At 58.5% G+C, this 18,764-nt stretch carries 17 protein-coding genes and 3 tRNA genes; 6 read left to right on the top strand and 14 right to left on the bottom strand.

Going from position 1 to position 18,764, the window contains the following annotated elements; genetic code table 11:
- Positions 1-90: 90 nt before the first annotated feature.
- The 14 genes from typA to FYJ40_RS03770 all read right to left on the bottom strand — a co-directional run bounded on the left by typA (position 91) and on the right by FYJ40_RS03770 (position 15,406).
- On the bottom strand, positions 91-1,929 hold the full coding sequence (gene typA, locus FYJ40_RS03835) for a translational GTPase TypA (RefSeq protein ID WP_154516764.1): 1,839 nt from the start codon (positions 1,927-1,929) through the stop codon (positions 91-93).
- A 117-nt stretch (positions 1,930-2,046) separates the two neighbouring features.
- On the bottom strand, positions 2,047-2,496 hold the full coding sequence (locus tag FYJ40_RS03830; RefSeq protein WP_154516767.1) for a hypothetical protein: 450 nt from the start codon (positions 2,494-2,496) through the stop codon (positions 2,047-2,049).
- A gap of 30 nt (positions 2,497-2,526) precedes the next feature.
- On the bottom strand, positions 2,527-2,883 hold the full coding sequence (locus tag FYJ40_RS03825) for a hypothetical protein (RefSeq protein WP_154577083.1): 357 nt from the start codon (positions 2,881-2,883) through the stop codon (positions 2,527-2,529).
- Positions 2,884-2,916: 33 nt separating this feature from the next.
- On the bottom strand, positions 2,917-3,417 hold the full coding sequence (locus FYJ40_RS03820; protein WP_154516773.1) for a bifunctional nuclease family protein: 501 nt from the start codon (positions 3,415-3,417) through the stop codon (positions 2,917-2,919).
- Between the two features lie 255 nt (positions 3,418-3,672).
- A tRNA-Ile gene (locus FYJ40_RS03815) sits at positions 3,673-3,749 on the bottom strand.
- Positions 3,750-3,753: 4 nt separating this feature from the next.
- A tRNA-Ala gene (locus FYJ40_RS03810) sits at positions 3,754-3,829 on the bottom strand.
- Positions 3,830-3,896: 67 nt separating this feature from the next.
- Positions 3,897-3,973, bottom strand: a tRNA-Ile gene (locus tag FYJ40_RS03805).
- A 297-nt stretch (positions 3,974-4,270) separates the two neighbouring features.
- Positions 4,271-6,982 (bottom strand): DNA gyrase subunit A, encoded by a 2,712-nt coding sequence (gyrA, locus tag FYJ40_RS03800; RefSeq protein WP_154516882.1) that lies wholly within the window; start codon positions 6,980-6,982, stop codon positions 4,271-4,273.
- A 185-nt stretch (positions 6,983-7,167) separates the two neighbouring features.
- Positions 7,168-9,198, bottom strand: coding sequence for a DNA topoisomerase (ATP-hydrolyzing) subunit B (gyrB, locus tag FYJ40_RS03795; RefSeq protein WP_370450606.1), 2,031 nt, complete (start codon positions 9,196-9,198; stop codon positions 7,168-7,170).
- 104 nt (positions 9,199-9,302) lie between these two features.
- On the bottom strand, positions 9,303-9,866 hold the full coding sequence (locus FYJ40_RS03790; RefSeq protein ID WP_370450607.1) for a DciA family protein: 564 nt from the start codon (positions 9,864-9,866) through the stop codon (positions 9,303-9,305).
- On the bottom strand, positions 9,853-10,959 hold the full coding sequence (locus FYJ40_RS03785; protein WP_154516776.1) for a DNA replication/repair protein RecF: 1,107 nt from the start codon (positions 10,957-10,959) through the stop codon (positions 9,853-9,855). The genes FYJ40_RS03790 and FYJ40_RS03785 overlap by 14 nt, the downstream gene beginning before the upstream one ends.
- 9 nt (positions 10,960-10,968) lie before the next feature.
- Positions 10,969-12,072 carry a DNA polymerase III subunit beta gene (dnaN, locus tag FYJ40_RS03780; protein WP_154516779.1) on the bottom strand — a complete coding sequence of 368 codons (1,104 nt, stop codon included), beginning with the start codon at positions 12,070-12,072 and terminating at the stop codon, positions 10,969-10,971.
- Between the two features lie 238 nt (positions 12,073-12,310).
- On the bottom strand, positions 12,311-14,014 hold the full coding sequence (locus FYJ40_RS03775) for a DnaA ATPase domain-containing protein (RefSeq protein ID WP_370450608.1): 1,704 nt from the start codon (positions 14,012-14,014) through the stop codon (positions 12,311-12,313).
- A gap of 15 nt (positions 14,015-14,029) precedes the next feature.
- Positions 14,030-15,406: an ATP-binding protein gene (locus FYJ40_RS03770; protein WP_154516782.1), complete on the bottom strand. Its 1,377-nt coding sequence runs from the start codon at positions 15,404-15,406 to the stop codon at positions 14,030-14,032.
- 345 nt (positions 15,407-15,751) lie between these two features.
- On the opposite strand from FYJ40_RS03770, the gene rpmH reads away from it, so the two are divergent.
- The 6 genes from rpmH (at position 15,752) to rsmG (ending at position 18,714) form a co-directional block, all read left to right on the top strand.
- On the top strand, positions 15,752-15,886 hold the full coding sequence (gene rpmH, locus FYJ40_RS03765; protein WP_019127408.1) for a 50S ribosomal protein L34: 135 nt from the start codon (positions 15,752-15,754) through the stop codon (positions 15,884-15,886).
- Between the two features lie 20 nt (positions 15,887-15,906).
- Positions 15,907-16,245 (top strand): ribonuclease P protein component, encoded by a 339-nt coding sequence (gene rnpA / locus FYJ40_RS03760; RefSeq protein ID WP_154516785.1) that lies wholly within the window; start codon positions 15,907-15,909, stop codon positions 16,243-16,245.
- Positions 16,242-16,466 carry a membrane protein insertion efficiency factor YidD gene (gene yidD / locus FYJ40_RS03755; RefSeq protein WP_154516787.1) on the top strand — a complete coding sequence of 75 codons (225 nt, stop codon included), beginning with the start codon at positions 16,242-16,244 and terminating at the stop codon, positions 16,464-16,466. The genes rnpA and yidD overlap by 4 nt, the downstream gene beginning before the upstream one ends.
- A 29-nt stretch (positions 16,467-16,495) precedes the next feature.
- Complete coding sequence (locus FYJ40_RS03750; protein WP_154516790.1) at positions 16,496-17,266, top strand: YidC/Oxa1 family membrane protein insertase; 771 nt, start codon at positions 16,496-16,498, stop codon at positions 17,264-17,266.
- A 44-nt stretch (positions 17,267-17,310) separates the two neighbouring features.
- Positions 17,311-17,880: a R3H domain-containing nucleic acid-binding protein gene (locus FYJ40_RS03745; protein ID WP_154516793.1), complete on the top strand. Its 570-nt coding sequence runs from the start codon at positions 17,311-17,313 to the stop codon at positions 17,878-17,880.
- A gap of 96 nt (positions 17,881-17,976) precedes the next feature.
- Positions 17,977-18,714 (top strand): 16S rRNA (guanine(527)-N(7))-methyltransferase RsmG, encoded by a 738-nt coding sequence (gene rsmG / locus FYJ40_RS03740; protein ID WP_229770652.1) that lies wholly within the window; start codon positions 17,977-17,979, stop codon positions 18,712-18,714.
- Positions 18,715-18,764: the final 50 nt, after the last annotated feature.

Here is an 18,764-nt window from a genome sequence, read left to right as displayed (position 1 = left end):
AAAGGTGTCCTTCCTCTTTGTGGTGGTACAAAAAGGGCGCCGACCGCGATGGTCGACGCCCTTTCTTGTGAATGCTACAGAGCTCAGCGCTTATTTGTTGACCTGACCGGCGCGAACGGCAGCCTTCTTGCGATCGGTGGCGTTGAGCAGACGCTTGCGCAGACGGATGTTCTTGGGGGTGATCTCCACCAGTTCGTCATCGGCGATGTACTCCAGTGCCTCCTCCAGCGAGAAGGTGCGAGGCGGCACCAGCTGCACGGAGATATCGGAGGTCGAGGAACGCTGGTTGCCCAGGTTCTTGGTACGGGCGATGTTGACGACCATGTCGCCGGCCTTGCTGCGCTCACCCACGATCATGCCCTCGTAGCACTCGACACCCGGCTCAACAAACAGCTGGCCGCGCTCCTGCAGCGTGCCCAGAGCGTAGGCAACGGCCTTCTCGGTGGTCATGGAGATCATGGCGCCGTTCTGACGGTTGCCGATCTCGCCGGCGTAAGGACCGTACTCCAGGAAGGTGTGATAGAACACGCCCTCGCCGTGAGTGACGTTCATGATGCGGTTCTTAAGGCCCATGATGCCGCGGGTCGGGATCTTAAACTCAAGGTGCGTCACGATGCCCGAGGTGTCCATGCTGGTCATAATGCCGCCAGAGGTGCCAAAGACCTCGACGACCTTGCCCGAGTACTCGTCCGGGCACTCGACGACAGCCTGCTCGACGGGCTCCATCTTGTTGCCGTTCTCATCCTTCTTAAACAGAACGCGGGGACGGCCGACCTGGAACTCAAAGCCCTCGCGACGCATGGACTCCATCAGGACGGACAGGTGCAGAATGCCGCGGCCCGAGACCTCGACGCCGCTCTTGTCCTCGAGCTCCTCAATCTTCATGGTCACATTGTTCTCGGCCTCATTGAACAGGCGCTCCTTGAGCTGACGAGCGCCCACAATGTCGCCATCGCGGCCGACGAGCGGAGAGGTCGAGGCCTCAAAGACGATGGACAGGGTCGGCGGATCGATCTCGATAGGCTCGAGCTCGACGGGGTTCTCGGGATCGGTGTAGACATCGCCGATGTCGGTGCGCTCGATACCCACGACGGCGGCAATGTCGCCGGCGCCGACTTCCTGGCACTCGGTGCGGCCCAGGTAGTCGAAGGTAAAGAGCTGCTTGACGGTAGCGGTGGCGCTGGAACCGTCGTTCTTGACGACCAGGATCTGATCGCCCTGGCGAATGGTGCCGGAGTACACGCGGCCAATGCCGATGCGGCCGACAAAGTTGGAGTGGTCGATGGTCACGCACTGCATAGCGAGCGGCGCGGTCTCGTCAACCTCGGGCGCGGGCATGTCGTCGATGATCATGTCGAGCAGCGGGTACATGTCCATGTTGCCGTCGTTGGGGTCAAGGCGGGCAAAGCCATTCATGGCGCTGGCATAGACCACGTGCTCCATGGCAAACTCGAGCTGGTCGTCGGTGGCGCCCAGGTCGGCCATAAGGTCCAGACAGTCGTTGTAGGCCTTCTCGGGGTTGGCGCCCGGACGGTCGATCTTGTTGATGACGATCATGATCTTAAGGCCGGTGTCGATGGCGTGACGTAGGACGAAGCGGGTCTGGGGCATGGGGCCCTCAAAGGCGTCGACCAGCAACAGGGCACCGTCGGCCATGCGCAGCACGCGCTCGACCTCACCACCAAAGTCGGCGTGGCCCGGGGTGTCGATGACGTTGATCTTAACGTCCTTGTACTCGATAGAGATGTTCTTGGCGAGAATCGTGATGCCGCGCTCGCGCTCCTGGTCGTTGGAGTCCAGGACGCGATCCTCGACCTGCTGGTTGGCACGGAAGGCGTCCGTGGCACGCAGGAGCTTATCGACCATCGTCGTCTTACCGTGGTCGACGTGGGCGATAATGGCGATGTTCCTCAGATTGTCTACGCGCATGTAGTTCCCCTATCTTCTATCTATATACAAACGGCACGCGTATATGACCCGTCCAGCAACACAACGCTCGGCGGGAATATTGAGCCTTTTACCGAAAACTCGTTTATTTTAGCGATTCTAGATGAGAGGGGTTTCCTCACCTGCAGGTTCAGGGTCGCTCCACATAAAACCATCGCCGGCGCCCATGCCCTCGTACAGCACATATGCCGAAAAACCGCTCTCGAGCGTGGTCTCGAAGAAGCTAACGAGCAAAGCGTCGTGATATCCGCCCTCGATCTCCACACAGCCGGTGTAGCCGATGGCATAGCGGGCGATGCGGCCCAGGCCTTCGTCCTTGAGACCCATCTTGTGCTCGGAGATAAAGTTGGTGGCAGCCTCCAGGCATGCCTCCTCACCGTCCTCGTCGAGAGCCGCAAGATAGCGGTTGGAGGCGGCATCCTCGATCGCCACGACTACGCCCGGGTTTTCACCGGCGGCAAGGTCGTCCAAAAACGCACCGATCAGATCGCACACCATGGCGTCGAGCTCGGCGGAGACGTTACCGGCGTCCTGCATATCCTGTGCCATCTTTTGACCTTCCCATCGCATTCGGCGTCGTTATAACTCCTGTGCCTCGGCCGCGATTCTGGCGGCAGCGTCACGGGCGCGAACCATATCCGCCGCACGCTTGTCGAGCACCTTGATCTGGCTGGTCAGCATTACCGCATCGACCACGCCCCAGATCACCAGGCCCGTCGAAATCGAAAACCCAAGCGCACCAACTGTACCACGAAGCCGCGACAAGATTACCGCGGCAAGCGCGGAGACAACAACCATCTTGATATAGGAGCCACGGCGCTCGCGAAGGGTGCGAGCCTGCGTCACATACGCAATGCGCGCGGCCTCAAATGCCTCGGCGCGCATATGGGCCTCACGCGCGATAGCGGCTGCTTCGGTCGACACACTGGTACCCATCAGCGCTCGCCGTGCATCGTGCTCAACCGACATTTAGAAATCATCGGGCGAGAGCGTGTGGACAAACTCGTCAAACTTCTCGAACTCACTCTCGTCGTCAACCTCGTCGGCAAGCGGAGAGACGGTGCCCAAGCGATTCATGATGTCGTCCTCCACAAACATGGGGGCATTGCTGCGCACGGCAAGGGCGATAGCGTCGCTCGGTCGTGCGTCAAGCATACGCTCGCCCCTATCGGTGTGCACGACGACCGTCGCGTAGAACACCGGCGGCTCGGCGCGCGCGATCTCGATACGCTCGATCTTCGCTCCCACCACTTCGATGGTATCGAGCAAAAGATCGTGGGTGATGGGGCGATCGGTGCGGCCGGTATCGATACCGCGGCTGATGGCCGCTGCCTCGTAGGAACCGGTCTGGATGGAAAGAGAGCGCAGCGGCGCGGACGAATCCGACTTACGGCAACGCTCGCGCAAGACGATCAGCGATGGCACGGGACCGGCGGCCATGACGATGGTCTCTATGTCGACACGAACCATGGAACACCTCCGGTACGTAGCGGTTAACACACGGCAGGGTCGCCGCATTGAATAGCTATACTACCCAATCTTTTGCCCAGCACACAAAATCAAAGTAGTTAATTTGGGACGGGGCTTTTTTAGCTACCCAGCGGCAGGTCTAGAAACTGAGGCTGCGCAGAACAGGGTAGCCAAAAAAGCCCCGTCCCAAATTAACTGCTCCAACGGGTAAGAAAAAAGCCCCGAGGCAATACCCCAGGGCTCTTAACGTTTTGATGGTGGACCTGACAAGATTCGAACTTGTGACCTCCCGGTTATCAGCCGGACGCTCTAACCAACTGAGCTACAGGTCCATCATGGTGGAGGTTAGGGGGATCGAACCCCTGACCTCAGGCTTGCAAAGCCCGCGCTCTCCCAGCTGAGCTAAACCCCCACGGAGAAAGTAATAAACACCCCAGCGGCGACTCGGCTCTCGCTGGGGTGTTTATTGCGAAAGAAAGTGGTGGACCTGACAAGATTCGAACTTGTGACCTCCCGGTTATCAGCCGGACGCTCTAACCAACTGAGCTACAGGTCCATCGCGCAAGGGATATATTAGACGAGTCGTTACGCGCGCGTCAACAACTTTTTTGAAAATCTTTGGGAGGGGTGGTCGCTGGGCTGGCGAGATAGTGTTGGTTTGCTGCTCGGGCAGTCCTGCGCAAGACGAAGGCCACATTAAGTGGCCTTCTTTGCGTGCGGAACTCGCGACAAACCAACACTATCTCGCCAGCCCAGCGACCATGGGGTCCCAAGGTTTTCAAAAAAGCGGTCGGCGCGCAGTGCGCCGACCGCCGATATATGGGGTCTGATGATTTTTACCAGCTAGGGCCTCTTACTCGTCTAGGAGATCCTCTGGCATGTCGTTGCCCTCGCCTAGGTCGACTGGAGCCTCTTCGGTGACGTCTGCGGTCTCGGCACTTTCGCCCTCGGGCTTCTCTTCGGCGGCCGTCATGCGGGCAACGGCGCACACGCGGTCGTCATCGCTTACGGTCATCATCTTGACACCCTGCGTGGTTCGACCGGTCTGGCTGATCTCGTCGGTCTTGACGCGAATGACCGTCGCGCCCTCCGTCACGATAAACAGCTCATGCTGCGGGCCGACCGCCTTCATGGCCGCAAGGTTGCCCTTGCGCTCGGTCATTTGGATGGTGTAGACACCCTGGCCGCCGCGGTTTTGCTCCGGATAATCCGAGACCGGCGTGCGCTTGCCGTAGCCGCACTCGGTAATGACAAACAGGTCTCCCTCGCCGTTGGTGACCTCCATGCCCAGGACACTCACGCCGTCCTTCATGCCAATGCCGCGGACACCGCTGGTGTCGCGGCCGGTAGCGCGAACCTGGTCCTCGGGGAACATGATCGCCTTGCCCGCAGTGGTGGCCATAATGATCTTGTCGCCCTCGCGTACGCGGCGCACGGCGAGCAGCGCGTCGTCGTCCCTCAGGTTGATGGCGATTAGGCCATCGCGGCGGCTGCGATCATAGGCGCTCATCACGGTCTTCTTGACCATGCCGTTCTTGGTGGCAAACATCAGGTACTCATCGGCGGGGAACTCACGACAGCTAATGACGCTCGCGATCTTCTCGCCCTCCTCAAAGGGAAGCAGGTTGACGATCGCGGTGCCGCGCGCCTGGCGCGTACCAACCGGCAGCTCGTGCACCTTCAGACGGTAGACCTTGCCCTTGCTCGAGAAGAACAGCACATACTCGTGGGTGGACGCGATAAACATCTCGTCGATAACGTCGTCCTCTTTAAGGTTGACGCCCGACACGCCCTTGCCGCCGCGCTTCTGAGCGCGGTAAGCGGCCACCGGGATACGTTTCACATAGCCGGTGTGGGTGATGGTCACGACCATGTCCTCGTCGGCGATGAGGTCCTCGACATCCAGATCCTTCTCGACCTGGCTGATCTCGGTACGGCGCTTGTCGCCAAACTTCTTGGAGATCTCGCGCATCTCTTCCTTGATGACGCCCAGAATCTTCTCCTCGTGCGTCAGCAGGTCCTCGTAGTAGGCGATAGCACGGCGCAGGCCGTCCAGCTCTTCCTGGATCTTGTCGCGCTCCAGGCCGGTCAGGCGACGCAACTTCATCTCGAGGATGGCCGTGGTCTGCTCGGGCGTAAAGCCAAAACGCTCAATCAGGCGGCTGCTGGCCTCGGAATCGGTCTGCGAGGAGCGGATGATGCTAATGACCTCGTCGATATGGTCGAGGGCCATAAGGTAGCCCTCAAGGATATGTGCACGGGCCTGGGCCTTTTTAAGGTCAAAGTGGGTGCGGCGGGTGACTACGTCGACCTGGTGGTCGATGTAGTGCTGCAGCATCTCGCGCAGGCTCAGGCATTTAGGAACGCCATTGACGAGCGCCAGATTGTTGGCACCAAAGGTGGTCTGCAGCGAGGTGTACTTATACAGGTTGTTAAGTACGACCTGCGGGATAACGCCCTTCTTGAGCTCAATGACCAGACGGATGCCCTTTTGGTTGGACTCGTCGCGCATGTCCGAGATGCCCTCGATGCGCTTGTCGTTTACGAGCTGGGCGATTTTCTCCTGCAGGGTGCCCTTGTTGACCATGTAGGGAATCTCGGTAAAGACCAGGCGGCTGCGGCCGGTCTTGGTGGACTCCACATGGGCCTTGGCACGCACGGTGATGGAACCGCGGCCGGTCTCGTAGCTCTGCCTAATGCCGGCGCTACCCATGATGATGGCACCGGTGGGAAAGTCCGGGCCGGGCATAATCTGCATGAGCTCGTCGACGGTGGCGTCGGGGTTGTCGATCAGGTAGCAGGTGGCCTCGATCGCCTCGGTGAGGTTATGCGGGGCGATATTGGTGGCCATGCCTACAGCGATGCCTTGGCTGCCGTTAACCAGCAGGTTGGGGAAGCGTGCGGGCAGTACCACGGGCTCGGCGAGCGACTCGTCGTAGTTGGGCTGCCAGTCGACGGTATCCTTCTGCAGGTCGCGGAGCAGCTCCATGGCGGGCTTTGCCAGACGGCTCTCGGTGTAACGCATAGCTGCGGCACCGTCGCCGTCGATGTTGCCAAAGTTGCCGTGGCCGTCGATAAGCGGCGTGCGCATGGAGAACCACTGCGCCAGACGAACCATGGTCTCATAGACCGCGGAGTCGCCGTGGGGGTGGTACTTACCGATAACTTCGCCGACCGTCCAGGCCGACTTCTTGTGCGGGCGGTTGGGGTAGATGCCGCTCTCGTTCATGGCGTACAGGATGCGGCGGTGCACCGGCTTTAAGCCGTCGCGCACGTCCGGCAGGGCGCGTGCCGTAATGACCGACATCGAGTACTCGATAAACGACTGCTTCATCTCGCGGCCAAACTCCGAAATCTGGAGCTGGCCGCCGTTGATGTCCTCGCCGGCCGAGGCACCGCGATCGACCGCGCCAAAGCTCTCCTCGAGCTCGGCGTCGTCATCCTCTTCCTCTTCATCCTCGACATCGGGGTTGTAGGAATCCGGGTCGCCATCCTCGCCCTGCTCGGCGCGGGCGAGCAGGCGCTTCAGATCATCGGGCATACCGGCGTCGCCGGCCTCGTCCATACCCTCGTTGCTGTTGATATCGTCTGCCACGTTACCTCCTCATGGTTTGCGTGGTCCATTAGTTCCCTACCACGGAGACGGCTTTTCCAGGTGCCGCAGATTCGCCCGAAAGAGGAGGGAAGCGTACTTGGGTACGCGACCGACGATTGAGGGCGAAGGTGCGGTGGCTGGGAAAGCCGAACAGGTTAGGCATCTAAGAAGCGTGCATCATGCGCGTGTTTTTCAATGTACTCGCGGCGATAGCCCACCTCGGAACCCATGAGCTCGCGTACGGCACGGTCCGCCACCACGGCATCCTCGATCGTCACGCGCTGCAAAATGCGGGTCTTGGGGTCCATCGTCGTCGAGGCAAGCTGCTTGGGGTCCATCTCACCCAGGCCCTTGTAGCGCTGGACGGTATAGCCCTTGCGCTTCTTGGTGATCTTGCCATCCTTGGCCTTGCCGTCCTCGTCGTTGTCGTCGGGGTTCAGGCCCAGGCTCTGAATGGTGTCGCGCAGAATCTCGTCTTCGGGCTGTCGGCCGTTGGGATACACGTAGTGGATCTTGTTGCGCACCTTAATGCCAAAGATGGGCGGGCAGGCAACATAGACATAGCCGGCATCGATCAGCGGACGCATGTACTTGTAGAAGAACGTCAGCAGCAGGATGCGGATATGCGCACCGTCGACGTCTGCATCGGTCATGATGATGATCTTGTGGTAGCGCGCCTTGGTGATATCGAAGTCGCCGCCGTCGCCGGCGCTCGTCGTGACGCCGCAACCGATCGCGGTGATCAGAGACTGGATGGTGTCGCTCGAGAACGCACGATGGTCGCCCACGCGCTCGACGTTCAGAATCTTGCCGCGCAGGGGCAGAATCGCCTGGATGTCTCGGCGACGGCCGTCCTTGGCCGAACCGCCTGCCGAGTCGCCCTCTACGATGAAGAGCTCGGTCAGCTCGGCATCGCGCACCGAGCAGTCGGCGAGTTTGCCGGGCAGCGACGCCGTCTCGAGCAGGCTCTTGCGACGGGTCGCCTCGCGCGCCTTGCGGGCGGCGTTGCGGGCCTTGCAGGCCTGCTGCGCCTTCTTGACGATCTCGCGGGCGGGCTTGGGGTGCTCCTCAAGGTAGTCGGCAAGACCGTCGGTCACGATCTTGAGCGTAAGCGTGCGCATGTAGGAACTACCGAGCTTGGCCTTGGTCTGGCCCTCAAACTGCGGATCGGGCAGCTTGACCGAGATGACGGCCGAGAGACCCTCGCGCACGTCGTCACCGCTCAGGTTGGCCTCTTTCTCCTTAAGCAGGTTCTGCTTGCGGGCGTAATCGTTAATCACGCGGGTGAGGGCGGTGCGGAAGCCCTCGAGGTGCATGCCGCCCTCGGGGGTATAGATGTCGTTGGCAAACGACATGACGTTCTCGCCATAACCGGCGTTCCACTGCAGGGATACCTCGACCTCGCCCATCTTGGCCACGGGCGCATCCGGGTCCGATTTGCCCTCAATGTAGATGGGCTCCTTAAAGGCCTCGGGGACGTCCTTGCCGTCGTTGAGGAACTTGACGAAGTCGATGATGCCGCCCTCATAGCAAAACTCCTCCACGCGGGGAGCCGCCTCACGCTCGTCAGTCAGCACGATCTTGAGGTTCTTGTTGAGAAACGCCGTCTCTTGCAGACGATTGTGCAGTGTATCGAAATCGTAGACACAGGTCTCGAAGATCTCGTCGTCGGGCCAGAAGGAGACGGTGGTGCCCGTCGAATCCGAGGTGCCCACGACTTCCATCTTCCTGACGGTCTTGCCGCGCGAGAATTCCATCTCGTAGATATTGCCGTCGCGGCGCACCTGCACGACCACGCGCTTGGACAGGGCGTTGACAACGGAGATGCCCACGCCGTGCAGGCCGCCGGAAACCTTATAGGCCGAGTTATCGAACTTACCGCCGGCGTGAAGGATCGTCATGACGACCTCGAGCGTCGGAATCTTTTTGACAGGGTGCTCGTCGACGGGGATGCCGCGCCCGTTATCGACGACCGTAATGGAGTTGTCGGCGTGGACCGTCACCTGAATCTCGGTGCAGAAACCGGCCATGGCCTCGTCGACGGAGTTGTCAACGATCTCCCACACCAGGTGGTGCAGACCGCTGGCGCTCGTCGAGCCGATATACATGCCCGGGCGCTTACGGACGGCTTCGAGACCCTCGAGGATCTTAATTTCGCCGCCATCGTAATCGTTTTCGTTTGCCACACGTCCTCCTTCGGTTAAGAAAATCTGTATAGCCTTACTATTTTATCGTAAAAAATACCCTCGGGGACGAGGGTATTTGCCTATACAAGGCCACCAGATGCGATTTAAGACTCTTTTTTGCTTTGCACGCCCTTGGCCCACTCTGCACTGGCCCTCATGGCGTTCTGGAGGGCCTCACGCAGTTTTTGGTCTTCGATGGGCGACACCTGGCGCTCGATCTCGGCGCGCTCGGCTTCATTCAGGTCGGCATGCGGCGCGGGCGGGCGCGCGGGCGCGACCGGACGCAGGCGCTCTTTTGCCGCAGGCGGCGTGTGGCCGGGGCGGGTCGTCTTAAATACCAGGCCATCCACATGCGCGCCGGCACGCTCCATGCGCGCGCGGATTATCTCGCGCAAAAGTGTCATCTCCTGTGTCCACGAGGGCGAATCGAGATACACCAGCAGCTCGTTGGACTCGGGAAGATAACGCAGCCCCGTCACATGCCGGCCCTCGCGCGTGCCCGAGCACACCGCGTTCCAAGCACGGTAGACCGCACGCGATTCCTCGGCGGCCTCCATTTGCGCACGACGCTCGGGCGTAGCCGACGCCAAGATGTGCTGGCGCTCGGCACCCAAAAAGTCACTGAAGGCAGTTGTGCCGTTCTCACGCTCGTAATTAGCACGCCTCACCCATGCTCACCACCTTGGCTCGATCAAGCAACTCATCGGTAAAGTATCCCAAATTGGTGGTGGTTATGACTGTCTGGATGTCATCGCCGATCAGCTGCAAAAAAGCGGTGCGGCGATCGCCGTCGAGCTCGCTCATCACGTCATCCAAAAGCAGCAGCGGGGCGGTACCCAGAATATCGCGGGCTACGGCCACCTCGGCCACCTTCCAAGCCAGAACCAACGTACGTTGCTGACCCTGACTGGCAAACGAGCGGGCCGAGCGGCCGGCGACCGAAAACTCAATCTCGTCGCGGTGCGGACCCACGAGTGTCACGCCGCGGCGGATTTCCTCGTCGGCGCGCTCGTCGAGCGCCGCGAGCATGCGCTCGTATGCCCAGCCCCTCAGCTCCTCGCGGTCATCGGTCTGGGGCAGCTCCCCCAACGTGGACGCATAGGCCACATCGGCCTCCTCCCCGGACGCAACCAGCCCGTAGGCATTGCGCACGTGGGCGTCCAAGCGATCGAGCAAGGCCAAGCGGTGCACCAGCAGGGCCGATCCGGCGCGGGCAATCGACTCATTCCACGCACCGAGCATCTCACGGCAGCACCACGTCTCTTTGAGCAGGGCGTTACGCTGCGTCACGCAGCGGCCATAGGCGCTTGCCAGATCGGCATAGCGGGCGCTCAGCTGCACACCAAAGTCGTCGAGTGCGGCGCGACGCACGCTGGCACCACGCTTAACCATATCCAGATGATCGGGGCAGAACAAAACACTCGGCAGCACGCCGCGCACGCCAGAGGCGGCACACCGCTTGCCGTTGCGGCTAAACGAACGCTTACCGTCCTCCACGCATAGGCCCATGTCCAGTACGCGGCCATCGCCCTCGAGTCTAAGCTCGGCCTTGCACAAACCCGTGCCGTCGTGCACAAGCTCGGCGGCAGTGGAATGCCTAAACGAGGCGCCGCTCGTTAGCAGCTGCAGCGCCTCTATGAGGTTGGTCTTTCCCGCCGCGTTGGGCCCCGCGAGCACCGTCACGCCATCGCTCAGTTCCAGGCGATAGCTATCGAAGCTGCGGTAGCGCGCGACGGAAAGATCGCGGGCGAACATGGCCATAGGGCGCCGCTAGATGCGCACCGGCATGACCAGGTACAGATAGTTGATCTTGTCGTAGGACTTAAAGATGCCGGCCTGCGAGTAGCTCTTGAGCTCCAGCGTGATCTCCTTCTCCTTGGACAGGGCGTTGAGACAGCCAAAGATGTAGTGGTAGTTAAAGGCAATGGTGCCCGACTCGCCCGCGGCCTCGACATCGATCGTCTCCTGCGCCAGATCCTGGTCATTGGAGATGGAGGACAGGCCCATCTGGCCGTTCTCGACATCGATTTCAAACTTGACGGCGGGGTTTGCGCTCGCGATGACCGCCACGCGCTTGAGGGCGGCATTAAAAGCTGCCACGTCGATCTTGACGCTCGTTACGCATGAATCGGGGATGAGCTGCTTGTAGTTGGGATACACACCCTCTATGCGGCGCGACACGTAGGTGGTGTTGCCGGCTTCAAAGACAACCTGGGTGTCGGTGGCACCGATCATAATGGTCGCCTGGCTCGCCATGATGCTCAGGGCGTCGTTGAAGGCATCGGCCGGCACGTTGAGCTCAAAGGAGCCCTCGAGCGTCGAGGTCTCCACCTGCGTATCGCACACGGCCAGACGGAAGGAGTCGGTCGCCACCAGGCGCACGGTGTTGTTTTCGACTCTCATATGCACACCGCCCAGGATGGGGCGGGCCTTGTCGGTCGAGGTGACGCGCCACACGCGGCTGACCATCTCGGACAGAATGTCGGTCGGGAGCTCAACGGCGCTCTCGATGGCATAGGCCGGGAACTCGGGGAAATCGTTGGCATCGAGCGTATTCAGGCGGAAGGAACTCTTCTCGCAACCGATCAGCACCTGGCGCTCCGAAAGCTCAAAGGTAACTGGGGCATCGGGAAGGGTCTTGGTGATGTTGGAGAGCATCTTGCAGGGGATTACCATCTCACCTTCCTCTTCCACATGTGCCGCGATGCGGTGACGAATCGAGATAGTGTAGTTAGAGGTCTGGAATTCCAAGATGCCGTCTTGTGCCTTGATGAGCACGCCCGACAGAATAGGGAGGGTGGATGCCGAAGCGACACCCTTCATGACGACGCCGATTGCTTGCGTAAGCGAGCTCTGGCTGACGGTGAACTTCATCTTTTAATACCTTTCTATAGATATAAATATCTTAATAATAGTAATAGTACTGACGAAACTGTTGATTACTCCCAAACATGCAGGTCAAACCCAAAAAGAGAATCGACAGTTCCCTGTGTGCAACAGGGGTCGTTTTCCACGTTCAAAACCTGCGCAAAACTTTTCATCGGAGCGGGCTGGGTTTTAGACACCTTATGCCCGCGGTTTCGACAAGTTTTCAACAGGTGTGCCTATTTCCCTACGAGCGCAGTGTAATTTTGTCTCGTAGCGATTTGAGGTCCTCGGTCACGGTCCGGTCTTCCTGGATCATCTTCTGGACTTTTTTGTAGCTCGTGCTGACGGTCGAGTGGTTGCGGTTGCCAAACTCCGCACCCACGGCGGTGGTTGTCATCTCGCACATCTCGATCGCTAGGTAGATGGCGATATGGCGCGCCTTGGCGATATTGGCATTGCGGCGCGGACCAATGAGCTCCTCATGCGTCACGCCGTACTGCTCCTCGATAACAGACTGAACTGTCTGCACGTTGATCTTTTTGGCCGACGTGTCGAAGTACTGGCTGGCGATGGCATCGATGTCGTCGAAGCTCAGCTCGCTACCCTCGCGCTCGCGGTCGCCCGCCTCCCCGGCGCAGCGCTCGCAGAAGCTCTCGAGCTCACGGATGTTGGTGCCCGATACCTCCGCCATATGTTTAAAGTGCTCGTCGGTCAGATGTCCGCTGTCGCCACCGTAGGCCGCCAGCAGCGAGTCGTCGCCCGCCTCGGGCGCCGCTGCGATCGTGTTCTCGTAATAGCGCTGCAGAATCTTGTACTTCATCTCGTAGCTGGGCTCTGCTACCAAGCAGAGCATGCCAGCGTTAAAGCGGCTGGTCAGACGCTCGTCCATGTTCAGGTCCTTGGGCGCACGGTCTGCGGCAATCACGACCTTCTTGTTGTTGCGGATAAACTCGTCCATGAGCTGGAAAAAGTAGTCCACGCTCGCGCGCTTGCCGATGATGTTTTGGATGTCATCGATGATGAGCACGTCCACGCCGTGGTATGCCTGCATGATGGGAGCGTTACTCTTCTTTTGGCGGTCGAATTCTGTCATCAGATCATCGATGTATGCCTGTGAGTTGGCGTATTTCACTTTGATCTCGGGCGACTTCTCGGCGAGCTCGTTTTTGATGGCGAGCAGCAGGTGGGTCTTGCCTAAGCCCGATTTGCCATAGATGAACAGGGATGTGCAAGTACCGCGTTCGTCTGCGAGTGCGGCGAATTTAAGCGCCGAACGATAGGCGTGGCTGTTTTCGGGGCCGTAGACAAAGTTTTCGAAGGTGAATTTTGAGTTGGCCACGAGGGGCGCGCCATCGGCGTTCTGCTCGCCCGCCGCCGCAGCCGCAGGCACGCTCACAGGCGATGTCGAGACTGGTTTTGCGCTCTTGGCGGGTGCCACGCCCTTCATCTGATTCATCATGCGGCGGAAATCGTCGGCCGACAGCGTGTTTTTGATCGCGATGCCCGGTTCTTCGCCCGGCGCCGCGTCGTGCGCGACGGGCATGTGTGAAACGCTGGGCGCGGTTGCTACCGGCACGGCTGTTGCGTGGGGCATGGTTTCACGGGAAACATCGCCCGCATTGGTCTCCGGAGCCGCCACGGGGGCGGCGGTCGTCAAAGGGGGAGTGACGGGTACCGCCCCTGTGGCGCCTGTCGTGGGGCCCTGCGGTGCCACGATGTTGAGCGCGATCGGCGCAAAGGCAATCTCTTCTAGGTAGTGCTCGATAGTCGGCTGATGCTTTTTGAGCTGCGCAATGGCAAAGCGCGACGGTGCCTCGATGGTCAAGGTGTCCTCGGTCAGGTTCACGGCACGCGATTGCCCCAACATGTTGATGAGGCGTGCATCTTGGCCGTCGCGCTGGCAAAAGGCGATGGCATCCTCCAGGATGATGCTTGCTTCCTCGTCCACTGTCTCTCCCGTTCCTTAACTTTGGGCACGCACGCGAGCGCTGCCGAGTTCGGTCAGATGGTATTTCTGACCGTGTTTGATTACCAAGCCGGCCTGCGCCAAGTCATTGAGTGTGCGTGACCACGTGGGCGCGGAGTTTCCAAATGCTCGCGCCAGGTCGGTGGCGCCGCACTCTTGGTTTTGAGCCAGATATCCCAGCGCCGCGTTGCCGCGCTCGCTCACAAATACGTCCGGTTGCGGCTGTGCGTATTGATTCGCCGCATTAGGATACATCATTTGAGCTGCTGGTTGTTGAGAACTCTGCATGGTTGGCATCGGCTGTTGAAAACTTTGCGGCCACTGTTGGTATGGCTGCGGCGGCATCTGCTGGGCCCAGGGATGGTACGGCTGCGGCATCTGCTGATACGGCTGCTGATAGCCCTGGTGATACTGCTGCATATATTGCTGGGAGTATCCCTGCTGCGGCATATATTGTCCCGGATATGCCTGCGGGTACGGTTGGAAGCCCATCTGCCGAGCTCCTTGCATGCCCGTCACCTGCTGCATCGCGGCTGCATCCAAATCGGCCGGGACCATGGACTCTGCCGAGCCTTGAGTTGTCGTCTGTCCCGCGGGCTGGGGGTCCTGCATGGGCGGCATGCCGGGTTGATGCATCTGCTGCGAAGCCATGGGCTGTTGTAGTGGGGACGCGGCCATGGTTTGCTGCGGAGTCATCATTGCTTGCTGCGGAAATGCTCCCGGCAGTGGGTATTCCTGCTGCTGGGCCTCGGGGCGCACGGCTGCCCCGCGCCCTCCCGCGCGCTCAATTTCCTGCACGCGCTTGGGGTCGAGGCTCACCGTGACGACGGTGCCGTTGCCCATGTTGTCTTCGATGGAGACTGCCCCGCCGGCGTTTTCCAGGTATTCCTGCACCATGGGAAAACCTGCCCCGGTGCCGCGTATATACCGCTTCATCTTGCTGTTTGCGCTGGTGACGCCAAAGTCGAAGGCGCGCTCTTTGTCGTCGATGCCCGGACCTTGGTCGGCAAAGCGGATAGTTTCCCCGCCGTCCAGGATCGAGATAATGGGCTCGGCAAAGTGGGCGTGGATAAAGTTTTCGACAATCTCGCGGATAACCATGAGTGAGATGTGTCCGCCTTGCTCTTTCATGCACTGGTAGACGGTGTTAGTCGTCTCTTCCAGATACGTGCGGATGTCTTGCGGCTCGATGACGATCACGCGCGGGGTCGAAAGCATGTCGTCATAGACGGCGATGCGCGCCGCATACATGGTTTTCGGTGTCTGTTTCGATGTCTGCTCGCCCTCTTTGCGCTCTTCGCGTACGCCGTTGATGTGCTCGTTGTCGGGTGCCGGGTCACCGGAATCGACCATGGTGTAAAAGTCGTCAGACATGCCGCTCGCAATCTTTCAAAAGGTTTCGGATAAATAGTAGCTCACCGCGCAATGTTTCTCATCTTTCGACAAGTTTTCAAAACATGTTGAAAACTTTGGAAAATGGGCGAAAAGTTCTCAACATTGGCAACATGACCTGTTGAAAACTCGGTGAAATATCGTGAAAAGTTGGAGTCATACTCAAAAACTCATCCGGCTTATGGCGGAACCGTGTGAACTGCGCAACCTTTTACCTTTGATTTCTTGACATTTGAACATTGATTTCCCTACAATCTTCAAGCTCACGTGTCTATATCTGCGTCCGCGCCCTCGCGGACACTCGAAATGCAGCAGGAGGAACTTAAGATGAAGCGTACGTATCAGCCTAATAAGCGTAAGCGTGCCAAGACCCATGGCTTCCGTGCCCGTATGGCCACCAAGGGTGGTCGTGCCGTGCTCGCCCGTCGCCGCGCCAAGGGCCGCAAGCGTCTCACTGTCTAGCAGCGATACACACATCTCGCATGAAGACTATTAAGTCTCGGCAAGATTTCGAGCATGTGTTCAGTCAGGGGCGTCGTTTCAATCATCCTCTGATTCGAATGACCATATGTGAATCGGTTGGCGAAGGCGACTCTGGAAGGGTCGCCTTCGTTGGTGCTAAACGACTCGGTTGCGCAGTTGTGCGCAACCGTTCTAAGCGTGTGATGCGCGAGGCCGCCCGCAGCTGCGGATTTCCCGTTGCGGGTTATGACATCATCTTGTTCGCGACCCCCAAGACGAGGATCTCGTCGCCGGAGGAGATGAACGAGGCATTGCGTTCGCTTGTGATACGCGCCGGCGTTGCCGGGGAGGAGCGATGAGCAATCACGTTTTGCGACGTGTTGCCATCGCTCCTATTCGCATATATCAACAGGTTATTTCGCCCTTATTGCCTGACGCCTGCATTTATTATCCAACGTGTTCTCATTACGCCGTTCAGGCTATCGAGAAATACGGTGTTTGTAGAGGCTGCTGGCTTGCCGTGAGGCGCATCGCTCGCTGCAATCCCCTGCACGTCGGCGGTTATGACCCTGTGCCCTAGCGGGCACTCGCTATCGGAGGAAAAATTACATGTGGGATTGGATCGTTAACATCCTTTTCGAGCTGCTCAAGCTCATCCAGACCTTTGCGGTCGACTGGGGCCTGTCCATCATTATCCTGGTGGTCATCGTCCGTCTGCTGCTGACGCCGCTCATGCTCAAGTCGACCAAGTCGACGGCCCGTATGCAGGTGCTGCAGCCCAAGATGCTCGAGATCCAGGAGCGCTACGCCGACGATCCCCAGCGTCAGGCCGAGGAGATGCAGAAGTTCTACAGCGAGAACAAGTTCAATCCGCTGTCCGGCTGTCTGCCGCTTCTGATTCAGATGCCTATCCTCATCGCCCTGTTTACGCTTCTGCAAAACCTGCCTCATTACTTTAACGAGGGCACCTTCTCGTTCTTCAACATTCTGCCCGATCTGACTACCACGCCGAGTGCCTCTTTTGCCGATGGCTTTATGGTCGCACTGCCTGCGCTGGTTTGCCTGATTCTGTTTGCTGTCCTGACCCTGATTCCGCAGCTGTACATGTCGCGCAATCAGACTGGTCAGCAGGCCCAGAGCATGCGCATGATGGCCGTCGTCATGACCGTCATGATGCTCTGGATGGGTTGGAGCCTGCCCGTTGGTGTTCTTTTGTACTACGACGTGTCTTCTGCCTGGCAGGTCATCCAGCAGATCTTTGTGACGCAGAAGGTTATCGAGAAGGCTAAGGCCGAAGAGGAGGAGCGTCTTAAGAACGCCCCGCTGCAGGTTGAGGTCACGCGTCGCGAGAAGAAGCCGCGCCCGCATAAGAAGAAGTAGCGGTATAGTAATCTAATTTAGGTACCTAACTTTTGGAGTACGTTATGTCTGAAGAGATCGTCGAGGATATGCTTGAGGAGGTTGCCCCGCAGGCCGCGGGCGATTATCTCGAGATTGCACAGCGCTACAAGGCTGGTGAAGAGCTTACGGACGAAGAGCTCGACACCATTGCCGATGTTGCGATTTCTATTCTTCGTTCCATCCTTTCGCATTTCGACGCCGCCAACTCTCCTATCGATGAGTATGAGGGCGACGAGGGCGAACTGATTCTTGATGTAACGGCTCCCGACCTTGCCGTCCTTATTGGTCGTCATGGTCGCACCCTTGATGCCCTTCAGGTTATGTTCTCGCTGTTGGTGAGCCGCAAGCTTGGCTTTAGGTATCCGGTCGTCGTCGACGTCGAGGGATATAAGAGCCGCCGCCAGGACAAGGTTGCCTCTATGGCTCAGTCTGCTGCCGAGCGGGCGGTTCGCACTCACAAAAGCGTTTCGCTTCCGCCCATGAATGCCTATGAGCGCCGTCTGGTTCATATTGCTCTTCGCGGCAACGATGCCGTCGACACGCATTCTGAGGGTTCTGATCCCGATCGTCATGTTGTGATTGTTGCTCGATAACCTAAACGAGCTTATCTTAAGGGGGCGTGGTTTCCACGTCCCCTTTTTTTGTCAAAAGTTCTTGATACACTGATTTTTGTCAGATAGGAGTTTGTCTTGTTTGTACTAACCGATGAGCAGACAAGCCAGATGCTTAGTCGTCTAATTTCGTATTGCGAAGACTATTCTTTGAAGGTCTCCCATGATGCCCTACGCTCCTGTATTGAGCATCTTGATCTTGTTTTGGATGCTAATAAGACCACCAATCTTACGCGCATCCTAAATATCGAAGATGCGGCTGTTCTTCATATTCTTGATTCGCTTGTGTTGCTTCCCTATATAGACATAGCTCCAGAAGGCGCTTTGTTAGACATGGGTACTGGTGCTGGGTTTCCTGGTATCCCTTTGACAATTGCTAGCGGACGTAAGGCTACCTATATCGATTCGGTTGGCAAGAAGGTTGATGCCGTCAACTCATTTGTTGAGGCTCTCGGTCTCAAGCATGCTCGCGCGGTTCATGATCGTCTTGAAGAATATGCCCGAAGCCATAAGAAACAGTTTGCTGTTGTTACTGCTCGTGCACTTGCACCGTTACCAGTTCTCGTCGAGTATGCTTCACCATTTCTAATAGATAGTGGTCTCTTTGTTATTACTAAGGGAAACCCGTCAGACATCGAACTTCAGTCTGGTCTAACTGCCGCTAGCATATGCGGGTTCACCACACTTATGACAGATGATTTAGATTTGCCAAATGGTTTGGGTCATCGCGAGTTTATCATTCTAAAAAAATCTCGTCCGGCAGCTATTTCGCTTCCACGTGCTAATGGCATGGCGAAGAAGAATCCGCTTGCCTAGATGTTTCACGTGAAACATAATGGATAGTAATTACTTGTTATGTTTCACGT

The organism is Collinsella sp. WCA1-178-WT-3 (M1) (assembly GCF_009696325.1).
Taxonomy (GTDB): domain Bacteria; phylum Actinomycetota; class Coriobacteriia; order Coriobacteriales; family Coriobacteriaceae; genus Collinsella.
Note: the sequence above shows the minus strand (reverse complement) of the source record. Positions and strands in the feature narration are given on the sequence as shown.